The sequence below is a fragment of the Nitrospira sp. BLG_2 genome, assembly GCF_049222245.1.
Genome location: NZ_JBLYIG010000440.1, coordinates 1 through 1,880 on the forward strand (window position 1 = coordinate 1; position 1,880 = coordinate 1,880).

Here is a 1,880-nt window from a genome sequence, read left to right on the forward strand (position 1 = left end):
GGAATCCGCGTGAAAGTCTATGGGGACTTCGCGCTTAATCTCGAGTACGACATTCGCTATAATTCGGAGCCGGCGCCCGACCGCAAGACGGTCGATTCTACCTTCATTTTCGGCATCAGCTACGAGTTCGAGCGCTGAGGCGGTCACGCCGAGCGGACTCTCCGATTTTACCTTCTTAACGAATGCACCACACTCATACGTTGAGGGCTGTCACTTTTTACAGTTCTAGTTCTTTAAAGAGGCATGATAGTTTCTTCTCTTGGATCTATGCGTGTGCGCCGTTTGCGATATTCAGACCAGTGGCTCACCTTCACCACAGCTCTACATCCAGACCGAGTTGAAAACGAACTGACTACAAAACTCATGCCCCAATGGGAGGGTTCTATGAAAGAAGGAATCGTTGATCGTGTACTTCCAAGCATCGTCGCGTTTGTGCTGTCGTTTGGTGCGGCGACGGCGTCCATCGCCCAGGACGCTCCTCCGCTCACCAAGCAAATCAACAACGGCAATTGGTTGCCGCAAAAAGACGCCGAAACGTTGCGCGACGAACTCTACTATCAGCGCGCCATTCACGCGTACATGACAATGCAACCCGCCTTGAACGTGATCGGCATGCGCGACGGTTCGGAATCAGCGTTCGGCAAGGGCTACCACATCCTCCCCATCTGGAAGCAACGGATGGACAGCCGGACCTGGGTGCCGACACCTAATGCAGACGTGATCTATTCCATGAGTTATCTCGACCTCAAGGAAACCGGCCCCCTTGTCGTGCACGTGCCCCCAAAAGTAATCGGGATGTTCACCGATTTCTTCCAACGCACCATCACCGATGTCGGCGCGATCGGGCCGGATCGTGAGCGCGGCGACCTCTATCTACTGCTGCCGCCTGGTTACAAGGGTCACATCCCACAAAGCTACTTTGCCTTCGAGTCCTCCACCTACAACGTCTTCCTTTTTTTCCGCACTGTGATGGCTAAGAGCAATGGAAGACCTGACCCTGCCCCCGCCGTAGCGGCTGCGGAACAGACACGCGTGTATCCGCTGTGGGGCGAGGAAAAGAACATCAAGCCGATGCAGTTCCCCGACGCCAGCGGTAAGCGGGTGAACATGATGTATCCTACGGACAACAGCTACTGGACCAAGCTGAAAGAATTCGTGGACTACGAACCCGTCACCGCCATCGACCCCGAACTACGTGGGGTGCTGGCCTCGATCGGCATCGTGAAAGGCGAAGCGTTTGAGCCAACCTCTAGACAGCAGGACCTTTTGAAAAAGGCGGTTGAAACTGCGCCCAAGATGATCTTGGCAACGGCCCAGCTCGGTCGGGAAGACAAGCGAAATCTTTATTACAAACATCGACAATATGAGCGCGCCTGGGCTGGGGGCACCGCGGAGTTCATGCAGGAGAGTTACATGGATATCAGCGCGCGGGTGCGATTTTTTCAGTACGCCTACTCCTCGGCCCCGGCGATGGTGATGCGCACGACCGGTGCCGGCTCGAAGTATCCGTTTACCGCGCGAGATGCCGATGGCAAATTCTTAAACGGATCGAATATCTATAAACTGCATCTCTCGCCCAATGTGCCGGCATCTTTGTTCTGGGCAGTCACGGCCTACAACGTCATCGATGGAACGATGCCCGAGACCGATCAGCTTCTGCCTTCGACGAACGGCTATTACGATCAACCGAAGAATTCGGATGGCTCCATTGACATCTGGTTCGGGCCGCAAAAACCCCCAAACGTGGCCGACTCAGCCTTCATCAAGACCGTTCCTGGCCGCAACTTTCTCGTTGCCCTCCGTCTTTATGGCACGGAGCTGCCGTTCTACGACCAGACCTGGAAGCCAGACGACGTTGTGAAGGTGAAATAAGTCAACAG

At 54.9% G+C, this 1,880-nt stretch carries 2 protein-coding genes; both read left to right on the plus strand.

From position 1 onward, the window contains the following. Positions 1-9: 9 nt before the first annotated feature. The gene (locus tag ACOSYY_RS12045; protein WP_421662636.1) at positions 10-138 is read left to right on the plus strand and encodes a DUF481 domain-containing protein; all 129 of its coding nucleotides are present in this window, start codon (positions 10-12) and stop codon (positions 136-138) included. Between the two features lie 246 nt (positions 139-384). Next, positions 385-1,872 carry a DUF1254 domain-containing protein gene (locus ACOSYY_RS12050; RefSeq protein WP_421662635.1) on the plus strand — a complete coding sequence of 496 codons (1,488 nt, stop codon included), beginning with the start codon at positions 385-387 and terminating at the stop codon, positions 1,870-1,872. Positions 1,873-1,880: the final 8 nt, after the last annotated feature.

Excerpts from the sequence above, each read along its gene's own strand:
- ACOSYY_RS12050 (WP_421662635.1), top strand. The coding sequence starts at position 385 with ATGAAAGAAGGAATCGTTGATCGTGTACTTCCAAGCATCGTCGCGTTT.